This is a genomic window from Stenotrophomonas sp. GD03680 (genome assembly GCF_029844625.1).
In the GTDB taxonomy this organism is placed as follows: Bacteria; Pseudomonadota; Gammaproteobacteria; order Xanthomonadales; family Xanthomonadaceae; genus Stenotrophomonas; species Stenotrophomonas maltophilia_P.
On the sequence record NZ_JAOCKC010000030.1, the window covers coordinates 16,629 to 32,784 of the forward strand.

A 16,156-nucleotide genomic window follows, 5' to 3' on the forward strand; every position below is an offset into this window, starting at 1 on the left:
CCCGGCAATGACGGGCACGGCGCTTGACGCTGGCGTATGTGGGGGATGGCCCGGCTATGCGCGAACGGAGGGATTCCGTCAGGCGTGATCGCCGCGAAGGGCGCGGACCTGGGCTTCCAGTGCCGGCGCGTCGGTGCTGCGACCATCGATGGCAGGCGCCGCCACCACCTCGACGGTGGCCCGGAAGCGGCGCGGAACCCGCATGCGGCCAAGCCGGCTGTCGCGCCGGCTCCACATGCTCGACCACATCCCGCGCAGGGCCATCGGCACCACCGGCACCGGCCGGCGTTCGAGGATCTTCTCGACGCCGGACTTGAACGGCGCCATCTGCCCATCGCGGGTGAGTGCTCCCTCCGGGAAGATGCAGACCAGCTCACCCTCGGCCAGCGCCGCATCGATCTCCTCGAACGCGCGCTGCATCAAGGCCTCGTCCTCGCGAGCCCCGGCAATCGGGATGGCCTTGGCGGTGCGGAAGATCCAGCGCATCACCGGGATGTTGAAGATCCTGTAGTACATGACGAAGCGTACGGGGCGCGGAATCGTCGCCGACAGGATCAGTGCATCCATGTAGCTGACATGATTGCAGACGATCAGTGCTGCGCCTTCATCCGGCACATTGGCTTCGATGCCATGCGGGCGCAGCCGGTACAGGGTGCGCACCATCACCCAGCTCAGGAAGCGCATCAGGAATTCGGGGACGATGGTGAAGATGTAGATCGCCACCACGGCATTGGCGATCGCCAGCGCCAGGAACAGCTGCGGGATGCTCCAGTGCAGCAGTTCGCGCGCGGCCAGCGACAGCAGTGCGGCGGACACGATGAAACCGGAGTTCTGGATGTTCAACGCGGCGAACACGCGTGACATCTGCGCCTTCGGCGTGCGGCTCTGGATCAGGGCGAACAGCGGAACGACGAAGATGCCGGTGAACAGGCCGATTCCGACAAGGTCGATGACGATGCGCACACTGCCGGGCTGCTGCAGGAACTGGGTGATGCTCAGCCCCTGCACGGTGGCCTCGCCGCTGCGGGCGAAGTAGAGATCGAGCAGGAACGCGGTCATGCCGAACGCGCCCAGCGGCACCAGGCCGATCTCCACCGTGCGCGCCGACAGCCTCTCGCACAGCAGCGAGCCAACGCCGGTGCCGATGGAAAACAGCGCCAGTGCCAGCAGGTACAGCTTGGGTTCGCCGCCCAGGTTGGCCAGCGCATAATTCGGCAGCTGCGAGGTCAGCACGGTGCCGACGAACCAGAACCAGGACACGCCCAGGATCGCGTTGCGCACCGCCTTCTGCTGGCGTGCCATGCGCAGCACCACCAGCGACTCCGGCAATGGGTTCCAGTTGATCTTCAGGCCCGGGTCGCCGGCATCGACCTTGGGAATCATCCGCGCCGCGATGTTGCCGCAGACCGCCAGGGCGATGACCAGCGATGCCGCGAACACGGGCCCGTGGCTGCCGGCCAGCAGGAACACGGCGCCGCCGATGATCATCCCTGACAGGATCGAGATCGATGTGCCCATCTCCACCAGCCCGTTGCCACCGGTCAGCTCCTCGGGTTTGAGTACCGAGGGCAGCACCGAGTACTTCACCGGGCCGAACAGGGTCGACTGCATGCCGGTGCAGAACAGCGCCACCAGCAGGAACGGCAGGTTCTCGGTGAGGAAGCCGATCGCTGCCAACGACATGATCACGATCTCCATCGTGGTGGTGATCACGATCAGCCGCGACTTCTCCAGTTTGTCGGCGATCTGCCCGGCCAATGCCGAGAACAGGAAATAGGGAAGAATGAAGATCGCTGGCGCCAGCGTGGTGTACAGCGAACGCTGCTCTTCGGACACGCCCAGGTAGAACAGCAGGCCGATGATGGCCTGCCGGTATACGTTGTCGTTGAAAGCGCCCAGCGCCTGCACGATGAAGAACGGCAGGAAGCGGCGCTGGCGCAGCAGGGCGAACTGGTTGTGACCGGACATGGAATCTCCTTGACCGGCGCAGCCTAGCATTCCTGCCCGCCAGCGGGGCCCGGATCCAGTGCTGCCGGGTGGCGGTCAGGTCAGGCTGCGTACGGCCTCGTTGGCGGCGGCACGCAGCTTCGGCAGCAGGCGCAGCACCAGCGCCATCTGGGTGCGGATCAACTGCAGCTTCGGTGGCATCACGTCCTCGATCTGCTCCAGCTCCGCAGCGACTGCGCGGTCGGCATCATTGTCATCCTCCGCAACCGCCTGCCGTGCGGCCAGCGCGCCGGCCAGCTGCTGCAGCGCCTTGCGTACCCGGTCGCCGGCGGCCAGTGCCAGCGGGTCGCCGGCGTAGCTGTCGACCTGGTCGCGGTGGGCACCCAGTGCCGACAGATGACCGAGCAGGGTGTTGGACAACGCCAGGAAGTGGAAGCCGGCATCCAGGTTGCGGCGTACATGGCCGGGCTCGCGCAGCATGTTCGACAGTGCAGTGGACAGCGCCGCATCGGCGTTGTGCATGTCGCGGCGGGCGATACGGTAGGCCAGGTCGTCGTGCATGCCACTGCGGTACTGGCCCAGCACCGCATCCAGGTAACGCGCGGCGGTATCCAGTACCCGTGACAGCACCCGATGCAGCTGGCGTCCCTGCCAGTCCGGCAGGATCAGGAAGGCGGCCGCCGCAGCGATCGCACAGCCCAGGATCGTATCCACCATGCGCGGCACGATCAGCACGAAGCCATCGCCGATCAGGTTGAAGCAGGTCAGCGCCATCACCGTGATCGCGGCCGAGGCCACCAGGTAGCGATCGGTGCGGGTGAAGAAGAACAGCAGCGCCGACAGCAAGGCGATCAGCAGTTGCACGTGCAGCTGCGGGAACAGCTGCAGAAGCGCCCAGGTCAGTACCAGGCCGGCCAGGGTGCCGATGATGCGCTGTGCCAGGCGCTGGCGCGTGGCGCCGAAGTTCGGCCGGCACACGAAGACGATGGTCAACAGCACCCAGGAACCGTTCTGGGCATTGAACAGGCGGATCGCCAGGAAGCCGGCGATCAGCGCCAGCGCCATGCGCAGGCCATGGCGGAACAGCACCGAGCCCGGCGTGAGCTGCTGGCGCAGCCGTACCCCCATCTCGCGCAGGGTGTGCGGGTTGCTGTCGCGCAGGCGCGTGTCGACATTGTCCAGGCTGGCCTCGGAGCGTTCGGCGTCGAGCAACCGGCGCTCGATGCTGCGCAGGTTGTGCACCAGCAGATCCAGCGAGCCGAGCAGGCGCTGCCATTGCGGACGCTGCTGGTCGCGCAGGTAGGCCAGCGCGTCGGCGAGGTCGCGTCCGGCCTGCTGGTTGCTCTCGCCATACACGAACGGGCGGCGCAGGCGGATGGCTTCGCCCAGACGCGCGCAGGCCTGCCCCTGCAGGTCGAGCAGGCGCTGGCAGCGGTACAGCACGTCGCTGTGGAAGAACGCATCCACCAGTGCGCCATAGGGATAGTGCGAGGAGCTGGCGCGCTCGTGGAAATCCTGCGCCATGTAGTACAGGCGCAGGTACAGGCCGGAGTTGACCCCGGGCCGGCCGGAACGGCCGAAGCGCGCAAGGATCGCCGTCTTTGCTTCGTTCAGGGCTCCCACCACACGCCGGTTCTGTTCGGCCAGGTCCAGCTGGCGGCGCTGCAGGTCGGCCTCACGCACCGGCTCGAACAAGGCGGCTTTCAGCTGCAGGTAGCGGCCCAGTTCCTGGTAAAGACGGGCCACGCGTTCGCGCACCGGGCGGTTGGCGAACAGCGCGGTCCAGACGATGGACAGCAGGCCATACCAGACCGCACCGGCCAGCAGGTGGCTGACCGCATGCAAGGCACGTGGCAGATCTCCGGCGCCGCCATGCTGTTCCAGCCCGATCATGGTGTAGATGGCCAGGGTGACCGTGGCCTGGGCGATGGAGGCGTAGCGTTCGCCCAGAGCACCCAGCAGGGTCAGGCCGAAGGTGGACAACGCCAGTGCGCCGATGAACAGCCACGGCCACGGGAACAGCGCGATCACCGAGGCGGCGGCGATGCAGAAGCACAGCAGCGACAGCAGCACCGCCTTGGTGCGGCCCCACCAGTTGTCGTCGGTTTCGGCGATCGCGCTGGCGATGATGCCAAGGAACGCCCCGGGCAGCGCGGGGAGCGCGTCCAGCTGCCAGCACACGGCCATCGCAGCCGACAGGGCGATGAACACGCGCAGGCCATAGCTGGCTTTCTCGTGTGCCCACAGGCGGCTGAGGCGGGAATGGGACGCGGACATGCAGGCTCGGGCGGCGGATTGCCTCCATTATGGCGGTGTGCGCGTGGGTGCGGTGTTCAATGTGCGGACCCACGGTCCGCACCCGCACAAGCCGGGTTACATCTCCCAGCGCACGCTCACCGCGAAGGTGCGCGGCAGGCCGACGCCCGCGTTCGACCAGTACCTGCGATTGGCCAGGTTCTCCACGCTGGCGCGCAGGGTGACCGGGTGCCCCGACGCCATCAGGCGGTAGCCCACACCGGCATTGACCAGGGTGTAGTCGGGCAGCTTCAGGGTATTGTCGGCGTCGTACCAGACATCGCCGTAGTAGCGCACGGCAGCATAGGTTTCCAGTCCATCGACCCACGGCAGCTGGTAGCTGGCATGCAGCACACCGCTCCAGCGCGCGGCGCCGACGGTGCGGTTGCCTTCCTGCGCGGCATTGTCGGGCGACAGCCTGTCGTAGGTCGGGTCCAGCCAGGTCACGCCGCCACCCACGGTCAGCGCATCGGTCAGGTGCAGGTCGGCGCTGGCTTCCACGCCTTCGTACAGGGTGATGCCATCCTGCACCAGGCGCAGGCCGGCGTCGGTGGGCTGGTCGATGTTGGCACCGCGTTCCAGGCGGAATGCGGCCACGTTCGCATTCCAGCGCGAGGCTTCTACCTTGGCGCCGACTTCGTACTGCTTGCTGATGGTCGGACCCAGCACATCACCGGCGTTGATGTAGGGGTTGCCCACGCGGCTGCCGGCTTCCAGCGATTCAATGTAGCTGGCGTACAGGGTCACGGCCTCGCTGGGCTTGAACATCACCGCATAGGTCGGGGTGACCGGGTAGGTGTGGTAACGGCCCTTGGTCTCGAAGTCGTTGTAGCGCCAGCCGGCCAGCACCGACCAGCCCCCGCCGAAGTCCACGGTATCGCTGGCGAATACGGCCTGCTGCACGGTTTCATCGCCGCGGGTCATCACCCGCGAACCCACCGCGTCGTGGCGGATGGCCGAACGCTGGTACAGGTTGGCGCGACCAATGGTGTTCCACTCGTAGGGGCGGTCCCAGCCCAGCCCGGTCTGGTGGCTGACGCCGGCCACCAGCTGGTGCTGCAGCGGGCCGGTGCGGAAGCCGCCCTGCACCAGCGCCTGCGCCAGCTTCCATTGGCTCTTGCCGCCCAGCTCATACACGTTCACGTTGTAGTCGCCGTTCGGATCGTCGATGTAGGCGAAGATCTTGTTGACGTCGTTCCAGGAGGTGGTGACGCCGTAGCTCAGGCTGGCCTTCCAGCCGCTGTTGATCTGCCAGGTGAACGCCGTGGACAGCAGGCTGGAACGGGTATCGTAGTAGGTGCCCGGCACGCTGTTGTCGACGTCGCCGGCAATCGGCCGCGGCAGCGAGGTCATGCCGATGAAGTAGTACTGCGGCGACTCTTCGCTCAGGTCGCGGGACTGGAACACGCCGTCGAAGGTCCAGGTGAGCGCATCGCTCAGGCGCGCGTCCAGCGACAGCGCGCCGACCTTGCGGTCGACATGGCCGCTGTTGAAGGTTTCGCCCTTCTCCTGATACGCGTTGAAGCGATAGCCGAACATATCTTCGTTGCCGAAGCGGCCGCCAGCATCGACACCACCACTGATGATGGCCTGTTCGCGCCAGCCCAGCTGCGCCGAGAAGGCAGGGGTATCGGTCGGCTTCTTGGTGATGTAGTTGACGATGCCGCCGGGCGCGCCGAAGCCGTACAGGAAGCCGCCGGGGCCCTTCAGCAGGTCCACCTGTTCCATCACTTCCAGCGGCCATTCGGTGCCCCACGAGGACACCTGCAGACCGTTCACGCGGTAGCTGTCGTAGTTCAGATCGATGCCGCGGTTGCGGATGGGCGAGCTCCAGCCGCTGGCGTAGGCGCTTACCTGGGTGGTGACCGATGGATCGAACAGGAAGGCTTCGCCCAGCGATACGACCTGGCGCTGCTCGAGCTGTTCGCGGCCGACCGCAGTAATGGCGAACGGGGTATCGCGCAGGGCACGGTCACCCAGCGCGCCGGCCTCGGTGTGGGTGCGTTCGCCGACCACCTTGATGGCGTCCAGGTTGGTGGCACTGCGGGCATCAGCCGGGGCTTGCGCATGGGCTGCGCAGGCGGTGGACAGGGCGGCGGCCAGCAGGGCCAGGCGCGGGGTGCGGAACGAAGGCATCGATCGGATTCCTCGGCGGACGGCCACAGGCCATCCACCCATGGTTGGGGGAAGAGGCAGTGGCTGGGATCACGCAGGCTGTCCGTGAACTGGGAGCGGGGCGCCGCAGGGGCGCAGGACCATGGCTGGTTGCGAATTGTTCTCTTTTCGTTACAGCGCGTCAAACCGTGAGCGTCGCCCGGGTGGTAGCGGCGCGCCGGGCGTGGCCCGGCGCTACCGAGGCTAGGCGCGCTGCGCGCGCTTGAGCAGTTTCGCCTCGCGCCTGCGCGCGCGCCGCGCCCGCCAACGCTCGGCCAGGCAGGAGAAGATCACGTACAGGGCCGGCGTGCTGAGCAGGGTCAGACTCTGCGAGAACAGCAGGCCACCGATCATCGCGATGCCCAGCGGCCGGCGCAGCTCCGACCCTTCGCCCAGGCCGATCGCCAGCGGAACCGCAGCCAGGATGGCCACCATCGTGGTCATCATGATCGGCCGGAAGCGGACGATGCTGGCCTCGCGTGCGGCGTCGCGCGGGGTCAGCCCGTGCTCGCGCTGCGCCACCAGCGCGAAGTCGATCATCATGATCGCGTTCTTCTTGACGATGCCGATCAGCAGCACCAGCGCGATCATCGAGATGACCGACAGCTCGGTGTTGGTACCGAACAGGGCCAGCAGCGCGCCTACGCCTGCCGCCGGCAGCGTGGACAGGATCGTCACCGGATGGATCAGGCTTTCGTACAGCATGCCCAGCACCAGGTACACGGTCAGGATCGCCGCCAATACCAGGATCAGCATGTCGCTGGGATCGGAATTGAAGCCAAAGCCCGCATCGTCGGCCAGGCGGATGTCGCCCGGCATGCGCATGCCGGCCACGGTCGCATCGATGATCGCCTTTGCCTCGCCCATGCTGACGCCGGGGGCGAGGTTGTAGCTCAGGTCCATCGTCGTGTACTGGTTCTCATGCGTGATCTGCGAAGGCGCCAGCCCCGGTACCTGGGTGGCCACCGCAGTGATCGGCACCATCTCGCCATTGCCTGCGCGCACATGGACCTCGTCCAGTGCGGTGGGGGTCGCCGTCTGCGAAGGCAGGGCATTGACCACGACGCTGTACTGGTTGATGTCCGAGTAGATCGTCGAGATCTGGCGCTGGCCGAATGCACCGTACAGCGCACCGTCGATGGCACCGACCGAGACGCCCAGTCGCGCGGCCTTGGCGCGGTCGATCACGATGTTCTGGCGCAGGCCGGCGTTGTCCACGTCGGTGCCGACATCGCGCAGCTTGGGGTTCTTCTTCAGTTCCGCCTGCAGCTTCGGCAACCACTCCTGCAGCGCCGCCAGATCGTTGCCCTGCAGCGAGATGCGGTACTGCGCGCCCTGGCTGGAGCCGCCGCCGTCGTTGCTGGGCAGATCCTGGATGGCGCGCAGCCGCAGCTGCAGGTCGGGATAGCGGTCGGCCTTGGCGCTCAGTCGCGCCAGTGCATGCGCGGTGGTCTCGCGGCGGCCTTCCTTGCGTGACTTCAGTTCGACATTGAACTGCGCGCTGGAACCCTGGCGGCCACTGCCCAGGCGCACGCCGACGGTCTTCACCGCCGGGTCGGCCATCAGCATGTCGGTGATGCGGCGCTGGCGGTTGACCATGTCCTCGAAGGACACGGTCGCGCTGGAGTTGGCGCGGCCCCAGATGAGCCCGGTGTCCTGTGGCGGGAAGGCGCCCTTCTTCACCGCGCCGAACAGGAAGACGGTCACGCCGATCAGGATCAGCGGCGTGAGCGAGAGCAGCAACGCGTGGCGCAGGGAGAAATCGAGGAACACCGTGTAGATGCGCAGCATGCGTTCGTGGCCGGCGTCCAGCCAGCGGCCCAGGCGCGAGGGTGCCGCGCGATGGTCGTGCGCACTGAGGAACCGGCTGCACAGCGCCGGCGTCAGCGTCAGCGAGACGATCATCGACACCACGATCGCCGCCACCAGGGTGACGGTGAACTCACGGAAGAACGCGCCCATCATGCCGCTGGCGAACAGCAGCGGGATGAACACCGCAACCAGCGAGGCGGTAATCGAGACGATCGTGAAGCCGATCTCGCGTGCGCCGGTGAACGCTGCCTGCAGGCGCGGCATGCCTTCGTCGAGGTGGCGCATGATGTTCTCGATCACCACGATCGCATCGTCCACCACGAAGCCGATCGCGATCACCAGCGCCAGCAGGCTCAGGTTGTTCAGGGTGAAGCCCAGCGCATACATCACCAGTGCGGCGCCGGCCAGCGACAGCGGCACCGTCACGGCCGCGATCAGGGTCGGGGCGAGCCGGCGCAGGAACAGCGCCATGGTCAGCACCACCATCGCCAGGCTGATCAGCAGGGTGATCTGCACTTCGTGCAGCGACGAGCGGATCGTCGGCGTGCGGTCGAAGTATGGCGTCATCGTGGTTCCCGGCTGCAGGTAGTCACGCAGCGTCGGGATCTGCGCCTTCACCCGGTCGACGGTCTCCACGATGTTGGCGCCGGCGCGGGTGAACACATACATGACCACCGCGGGCTTGTGGTCGAACCATGCCGCCTGGTAGGCGTCCTGCTGGCCGTCGTAGACGTTGGCGACGTCCTTCAGGCGGATCACCCGGCCGTCGCCTTCGGTCTTCACCACCAGGTTGGCGAAGTCCGCAGCGCGGGCCACCGAATCGTTGGTAATGATCGCGGTGGTGGAGTTGCCATCGCTGAGGAAGCCGGTCGGCGAGGTCACATTGGCCGCGCGCACCGCGTTGCGCAGGTCGTCGGCGGTCAGGCCCAGCGCGTTCATCAGCCGCAGGTTGACGTCCACGCGCACTGCCGGCGTCGACGCGCCGGCGATGTCCACCGAGGCCACGCCGCTGATCTGGCGGATGCGCTGGGCCAGCAGCGAGTCGGCCACGTTGTACAGCTCATCGGCCGACTGCGTCTGCGAGGTCAGTGCGATGGCGATCACCGGGTCGTCGTTCGGATTCGCCTTCTGGTACATCGGAGAGCCCATGCCCGAGGGCAGGTCGGCCTGAGCGGAATTGATCGCGGTCTGCACGTCCAGCGCCGCCGAATCGATGTCACGGTCGCTCTGGAAGATCATGAACACCAGCGAGCTGCCTTCCGAGCTCGACGAGCGCATGCGGTCGATGCCCGGCAGCTGGCCCAGATGACGCTCCAGTGGTGCGGTGACCGTGGAGGCCATCGTCGCCGCGTCGGCACCGGCCTGGCTGGCGTGCACGAAGATCACCGGAATCTGGATGTTCGGCAGTGCCGATACACCCAGCCTCAGGTAGCAGATCAGACCCACCATGAACAGGCCGATGGCCAGCAGGGCGGTACCGATCGGGCGGCGGATGAAGGGGCCGGACAGGTTCATCGCGCGGCCCCCCGCAGCAGCGGGGCAGGGGTCATGCCTGCGGCTCCTGCAGCGTGCCCTCGCGCAGTGCGCGTTGCTCGCGGCGGCGCGCCAGCCACTCGGAGAAGCGCTCCATGTACAGGTAGATCACCGGCGTGGTGTACAGCGTCACCAGCTGCGAGAGCAGCAGGCCGCCGACGATGGCGATGCCCAGCGGACGGCGCAGTTCCGAGCCGATGCCGGTACCCAGCGCGAGTGGCAGCGCGCCGAGCATGGCCGCAGCCGTGGTCATCATGATCGGGCGGAAGCGCAGCAGGCAGGCGCGGCGGATCGCTTCATGCGCGTTGGCACCGGCGCGGCGTGCTTCGATCGCGAAGTCCACCATCATGATGCCGTTCTTCTTGACGATGCCGATCAGCAGCACGATGCCGACGATGCCGTCCACCGAAAGGCTCAGGCCACACAGCATCAGCGCCAGCAGCGCGCCGACGCCTGCCGGCGGCAGGGTCGAGATGATCGTGATCGGATGGATGTAGCTCTCGTACAGCACGCCCAGCACGATGTAGATGACCACCAGCGAGGCCAGCAGCAGCCACACCACATCGGTCTGGCTGCCGGTGAACTCGGCGGCCTTGCCGATGAACTCGGCATGCAGGTGCGCCGGCATGTCCAGACTGTCCTTGGTCTCCTGGATCGCGCGTACCGCTTCGGACAGCGAATAGCCCGGCGCGACGTTGAACGAGACGGTCACGGCCGGCAGCTGCTGCTGGTGGCTGACCACCAGCGGCGCGCTGGTCACCTGGCCTTCGGCCAGCGCCGACAACGGAATGATGTTGCCGGCACCGACCGTGATGCCGGTGTTCTGCGCGCCGATGCCGGTGGCCGTGGAGGAGTTGGAGGAGGTGACCTGGCCGAAGCTGGTGGCGTTGGTGCCGGTCAGCGCGCCAGCACCGTTGGAGGCCACCGCCAGCTGCTCCATCAGCGCGGTGCTGGTGCGGAACTCCGGTGCCACTTCCAGCACCACGCGGTACTGGTTGAGCTCGGTGAAGATGGTCGAGATCTGGCGCTGGCCGAACGCATCGTAGAGCGTGTCATCGATGGTCTGCATCGGCACGCCCAGCACGCTGGCCTTGTCACGATCGATCGTCAGCTGCAGGGCACGGCCCTGGTTGGACAGGTTGTTGTCCACGTCGGCCAGCTCCGGCCGCTGGCGCAGGGCCTCGGTCAGGCGCGTGGCCTGGGTGGCGACGGTGGCCGCGTCCACGTCCGACAGGGAGTACTGGTACTCGGTCGCGGCCACGCGGGTGTCGAGGGTGACGTCCTGCACCGGCTTCAGATACAACGCTACGCCGGGAATCCCGGCGACGGCCTCCTGCAGGCGCGGCAGGATCCGGTCCAGCCCATCACGCTGGCTGCGCTCCTTCAGCACGATCGACAACTGGCCCTGGTTGAGCGTGGGGTTCATGCTGCCAGCGCCGATGAAAGCCGACACGCCAGTCACATCCGGATCCTTGCGCAGCGCTTCGGCCACCTGCCTGGTGCGCTGCTCCATCTGCGGGAACGCGATGTTCTGGTCGGCCTGCACCACGCCGGTGATCAGGCCGGTGTCCTGCTCGGGCAGCAGGCCCTTGGGAATCAGCACGTACAGCAGAACGGTCAGCACAAGGGCGCCGCCGGCCACGGCCAGGGTCAGGCGCTGGTGGTCCAGCACCCAGTCCAGGCTGCGCTCATACAGGCCGACGGTGCGGCTCCACACGGTCTGCTTGCCGGCCGCGTGCGCCCGTTCATGCGCGTCCTCGCCTTCCGGCAGCGCGTCGGGCTTGAGCAGGTAGGCGCACATCATCGGGGTGAGCGTCAGCGAGATCAGCATCGACAGCACGACCGCGATGCTCAGCACCCAGGCGAACTCATGGAACAGGCGGCCGGTGACGCCGGGCATCAGCAGCAGCGGCAGGAACACTGCCACCAGCGATACCGTCAGCGACAGCACGGTGAAGCCGATCTGGCGCGCACCGATCTCGGCCGCTTCCTTGCCGCTCTTGCCCTGCTCGATGTAACGGACGATGTTCTCGATCATGACGATGGCATCGTCGACAACGAAGCCGGTGGCGACCACCAGTGCCATCAGCGAAAGGTTGTCCAGCGACATGCCGGTGAACGCCATCACCGCGAACGTGCCGGCCAGCGACAACGGTACCGCCACCGAAGGAATGATCGTGGCCCACAGGCGGCGCAGGAACACGAAGATCACCGCCACGACCAGGCCGATGGTCAGTACCAGGGTGAACTGCACTTCGTGCACGGAGGCGCGGATGGTCTCGGTACGGTCGTTGAAGATCTCCAGATGCACGTCGGCCGGCAGCACGCCCTGCAACTGCGGCAGGATCGCGCGGATGCGCTCGACGGTCTGCACGATGTTGGCGCCCGGCTGGCGGCGCACTTCGAGAAGGACAGCCGGCTTGCCGTCGGCCCATGCGGCCAGCTGGTCGTTCTCCACGCCGTCCACCACCGCGGCCACGTCCGACAGCCGCACCGGGCGGCCGTTCTTGTAGCTGATGATGGTGTCGCGGTATTCGGCGGCACTGGACAGCTGGTCATTGGTGCCGATGCTGTAGGACTGCGTCTTGCCGTTCAGCGAGCCCTTCGGCGCATTGACGTTGGCCTGGGTGAGCGCGCTGCGCAGTTCTTCCAGGGTCAGGCCCATGTTCGACAGCTGCGCCGGATTGACCTGGATGCGCACCGCCGGGCGGACATTGCCGGCGATCGACACCAGGCCCACGCCCTGCACCTGCGACAGGCGCTGGGCCAGGATCGAATCGGCGTAGTTGTTGACCTCCCGCAGCGGGCGCGTGTCCGAGGTGAGCTTCAGGGTGACGATGGCCGCATCGGCGGGGTTCACCCGGTTGTAGACCGGCTGGTAGGGCAGCGACGAGGGCAGGGTGGCCTGGCGGATCGCCGCCTGCACGTCCTGCGCGGCGATATCGATGTCGCGGTCCATCGAGAACTGCAGGATGATCGTCGACAGCCCGGCCGACGAATCGGACGTCATCAGCTCCAGGCCGGAGATCTGGCCGAACTGCCGCTCCAGCGGGGTGGTGACCAGCGAGGCCATTGTGGTGGCATTGGCACCCGGGTACTGGGTGGTGACCACCAGGCTGGGCGCATCGATTTCCGGCAGTGCCGACACCGGCAGCTTGCGATAACCGAGAATGCCCAGCAGCAACAGGCCCGCCATCAGCAGCGAGGTGGCGATCGGGCGGCGGATGAAGATCGTCGAAAAGCCCACGGACTGATCCTTGCTGGCGCTTCAATGGCAGCGCCGGCGTCGATGCCGGCGCGAAAGGAATCGGTGGCCTGCGCTCAGCGCGGGCCACCACCGCGGCGGCCTGCACCGCCACTCTTCTGTTCGGCGGCCTTCAATTCGGCCTCGGTGGGTGCAGCCGGGGTCTCGCCGGGCTTCAGGGCCGTGACCTTGCTGCCGGGCTTCAGGCGGAACTGGCCTTCACTGACCACCCGCTCGCCGCCCTTCAGGCCCTCGGCGATCTGCACGTGGCTGTCGCCCACTTCCACGCCGCTGCGCACGGTCTGCATCTTCACCGTGTTGTCGCCCTGCACGACGTAGACATACTCGCCGTCCGGGCCACGCAGCACGGCCTGGGTCGGAATCACCACGCCGCCGCCGATGGTGCGCAGCTGCATGCGCACATTGACGAACTGGCCCGGCCACAGGCCGTTGTCCGCATTGTCGAACACCGCGCGTGCCTTGAAGGTGCCGCTGTCGGCGCTGATCAGGTTGTCGACCACATCGAGCTTGCCGTCGCCGGACAGCACGTGCGAATCGGCACGGTCCAGCGCAGCCACCGGAACGCTGCCGGCCGCCTGTGCCTGGCGCACATCGCCGAGCTGGCGTTCGGGCAGGTTGAACAGCACGTGGATCGGGTGGATCTGGGTCAGGGTGACCAGGGCGGTGCCCGCGTTGACCACGTTGCCGGCATCGACTGCACGGATGCCGGCGATGCCCGAGATCGGCGCAGTGACCTTGGTGTACTGCAGCTGCACCTGCGCCGAGCGCATGCTCGCCTCGTTGGCGGCCACTGCGCTTTCGTACTGTGCCACTTGGTTGCGTTGTGTATCCAGATCGGTCTTGGCGACGTACTGGCGGTACTCGGGGGCATTGGAGCGCTGGTAGTTGGAGCGCGCGGTCGCCAGCAGCGCCTCGTTCTGGCGCTTGGCGGCAGCGGCCTGGTCATAGCTGGCCTGGGCGGTACGTGGGTCGATCACCGCCAGCACGTCGCCCTGCTTCACTTCCTGGCCTTCGCGGAAGTTCAGGCTCATCAGCTGGCCGCCGACCTGAGGGCTGACCGTGACGGTATTCATCGCGGTGACCGTACCGAGCGCACTGGCGTAGACGGGCACGTCCTGGCGCACGGCGTCGACCACGGTCACCGGTACCGGTGCGGCATCGGCGTCATCGCCACCTTGGCCGGCGGCGACGCCGGGCCTGCCGGCCTTGTCCTTGCCACCGCCCAGCACGCGCAGGCCCACCACGGCCAGCACCAGTACGGCCACGACCAGCAGCACGATCTTCCAAACACGTGACATTCAAGGACTCCAAGAGGGCTGGACGGGCGGGGCCCGGTGGGCAATGCGCAAAGCATACCTGTGCCACATCACGTTTCCTGCATGACGGATGGGACGGGCGCTAGGACCGGTGCCGGCCGTGGAGGTTCCCGTAAAGGCAGCGTTGCCCTACATTCAGGTGCAGAACCCTGCCGTGGAGTACCGAGATGCGCCGTTCGTTGCTGCTGTCCGCCCTGATCCTGGCCCTGCCGGCCCTTGCCCATGCCCAGGACGGGCAGCGTCCCGAGGTGACCGCGGCCGCACAGCGGCTGCAGGCCAAAGTGGTGGAGTGGCGCCGTGATTTCCACCAGCATCCGGAGCTGTCCAACCGCGAAGTACGGACCTCGGCCGAGGTCGCCAAGCACCTGCGCGCAATGGGCCTGAAGCCGAAGACCGGCATTGCCCATCATGGCGTGGTGGCGATCATCGAAGGCGGCAGGCCGGGTCCGAAGATCGCCCTGCGCGCCGACATGGACGCGCTGCCGGTGACCGAACAGACCGGCCTGCCGTTCGCCTCGAAGGCGACCGATCAGTACCGCGGGCAGACGGTGGGCGTGATGCATGCCTGCGGCCATGATGCCCATACCGCCACCCTGCTGGGTGTGGCCGAGGCGCTGGTGGCAATGAAGAAGGACCTGCCGGGCCAGGTCATGCTGATCTTCCAGCCGGCAGAGGAGGGCGCGCCGCCGCCGGAAGAAGGCGGTGCCGCGCTGATGCTGAAGGAGGGCCTGTTCGCCGACTTCAAGCCGGAAGCCGTGTTCGGCCTGCATGTGTTCTCCAGCGTGCAGGCCGGTCAGATCGCCGTGCGTGGCGGTCCGCTGATGGCCGCCTCGGACCGCTTCGGCATCAAGGTGATCGGTCGCCAGACGCATGGCTCCGCGCCGTGGAACGGTGTCGACCCGATCGTTGCCACGGCCGATCTGGTCGGTACCGCGCAGACCATCGTCAGCCGTCGCGCGAATCTGTCCAAGCAGCCGGCGGTGCTCACCTTCGGTGCGATCAACGGCGGCATCCGCTACAACATCATTCCGGACGAGGTGGAGATGGTCGGCACCATCCGCACGTTCGACGAGGGCATGCGCCAGCAGATCTTCGCCGACCTGCGCAACGTCGCAGAGCACACTGCGGCCGCGCACGGGGCAAAGGCGGTCACCGACATCTACGAATCAGAGGGCAACCCGGCCACGGTCAACGATCCGGCGCTGACGGCACGCATGCTGCCGAGCCTGCAGGCGGTGGTGGGCAAGGACAACGTGTACGAACCGCCCCTGCAGATGGGCGCGGAGGACTTCTCGCTGTATGCCAAGGAGGTGCCGGGCATGTTCTTCTTCGTCGGCTCCACCAGCGTGGGCATCGATCCGGCGACGGCACCGGCCAATCATTCGCCGAAGTTCCTGCTGGATGAGAAGGCGCTGGACGTGGGACTGCGTGCGTTGCTGCAGGTGAGCCTGGATTACCTGCACGGTGCCGGCACTCCGGCAGGGTGAGGGTTTCCGGCAGGGCTTGCAGCCCTGCACCCCTGAAGCAACGGCAACGTCAACGGCAAAAGCGGTGCTGGATTTCTGTTGGTTGGGCGGGGCGGTGTGGGCCTGCAGGACCGTTGGCGCCATGGATGGCGCCATCGAGCCCCCATGGACGGGTTTACGGCGTGTCCTGCAGGCCCACACCGCCCCGGCCCCGACAGGTTCACGCGGCTGTTGGTAGGTGTCGACCTTGGTCGACACAGGCAGACATCGGGAATGTCTGAAGGATTGGCTTTTGATTTTGATTTTTCTGATCTTTCCCGTGGTGGTGGCTGCGTGCAGGGAACTGTCAGGGGCCGGGTGGGTAGGCG

Annotated in this window: 7 protein-coding genes; 1 reads left to right on the plus strand and 6 read right to left on the minus strand. The window is 66.9% G+C overall.

Annotated elements, in window-relative coordinates; genetic code table 11:
- Window positions 1–78 precede the first annotated feature (78 nt).
- The 6 genes from N5J29_RS18020 to N5J29_RS18045 form a co-directional block, all read right to left on the minus strand.
- Window positions 79–1,968 carry an MFS transporter gene (locus tag N5J29_RS18020; protein ID WP_164151972.1) on the minus strand — a complete coding sequence of 630 codons (1,890 nt, stop codon included), beginning with the start codon at window positions 1,966–1,968 and terminating at the stop codon, window positions 79–81.
- 75 nt (window positions 1,969–2,043) lie between these two features.
- Window positions 2,044–4,224, minus strand: coding sequence for a YccS family putative transporter (yccS, locus tag N5J29_RS18025; protein ID WP_164151974.1), 2,181 nt, complete (start codon window positions 4,222–4,224; stop codon window positions 2,044–2,046).
- A 96-nt stretch (window positions 4,225–4,320) separates the two neighbouring features.
- Window positions 4,321–6,378, minus strand: coding sequence for a TonB-dependent receptor (locus N5J29_RS18030; RefSeq protein WP_164151976.1), 2,058 nt, complete (start codon window positions 6,376–6,378; stop codon window positions 4,321–4,323).
- A 222-nt stretch (window positions 6,379–6,600) separates the two neighbouring features.
- Window positions 6,601–9,723 (minus strand): efflux RND transporter permease subunit, encoded by a 3,123-nt coding sequence (locus tag N5J29_RS18035; RefSeq protein ID WP_053515614.1) that lies wholly within the window; start codon window positions 9,721–9,723, stop codon window positions 6,601–6,603.
- A 31-nt stretch (window positions 9,724–9,754) separates the two neighbouring features.
- Window positions 9,755–12,988 carry an efflux RND transporter permease subunit gene (locus N5J29_RS18040; RefSeq protein ID WP_164151977.1) on the minus strand — a complete coding sequence of 1,078 codons (3,234 nt, stop codon included), beginning with the start codon at window positions 12,986–12,988 and terminating at the stop codon, window positions 9,755–9,757.
- Window positions 12,989–13,062: 74 nt separating this feature from the next.
- On the minus strand, window positions 13,063–14,304 hold the full coding sequence (locus tag N5J29_RS18045; RefSeq protein ID WP_053515617.1) for an efflux RND transporter periplasmic adaptor subunit: 1,242 nt from the start codon (window positions 14,302–14,304) through the stop codon (window positions 13,063–13,065).
- Between the two features lie 185 nt (window positions 14,305–14,489).
- Between N5J29_RS18045 and N5J29_RS18050 the strand changes: the two genes are divergently transcribed.
- Complete coding sequence (locus N5J29_RS18050) at window positions 14,490–15,809, plus strand: M20 family metallopeptidase (RefSeq protein WP_053515620.1); 1,320 nt, start codon at window positions 14,490–14,492, stop codon at window positions 15,807–15,809.
- Window positions 15,810–16,156 lie beyond the last annotated feature (347 nt).